Here is a 381-nt window from a genome sequence, read left to right as displayed (position 1 = left end):
CGTCGAGATGTACGCGCGCCGCCTGCAGATCCAGGAAAACCTCAGCCGCCAGATCGCCGAGGCCGTGCAGCAGGTGACCAACGCCGCCGGCGTGGCCGTTGTGCTGGAAGCCCAGCACATGTGCATGATGATGCGCGGCGTGGAAAAACAGAACTCCTCCATGGTCACGTCCGTGATGCTGGGCGAATTCCACGACAACCCTTCCACCCGCGCCGAGTTCCTGAGCCTGATCCGTTAAGGGTTCCGGCTGTCGGATGCCGGGCCGCCCGGGCCCGGCCCTCGGTCCGGCTCCAGGCGGGCTGGCCCGCGCAATCAGCCGTGGCGGCTGCGGTGCCGCGCCAGCCGCTCGATCCCCGCCCAATCCCAGTCTATGCCCAGGCC

At 68.5% G+C, this 381-nt stretch carries 1 protein-coding gene; it reads left to right on the top strand.

All coding sequences use genetic code 11. From position 1 onward, the window contains the following. Nucleotides 1-238 (top strand): GTP cyclohydrolase I (locus KUA55_RS18230; RefSeq protein ID WP_218327780.1); only part of this gene is annotated, 238 nt, incomplete at its 5' end. Nucleotides 239-381: the final 143 nt, after the last annotated feature.

The organism is Enterococcus alishanensis, assembly GCF_019218635.1.
In the GTDB taxonomy this organism is placed as follows: domain Bacteria; phylum Bacillota; class Bacilli; order Lactobacillales; family Enterococcaceae; genus Enterococcus_A; species Enterococcus_A alishanensis.
This window is presented reverse-complemented; position numbering and strand designations above follow the sequence as displayed.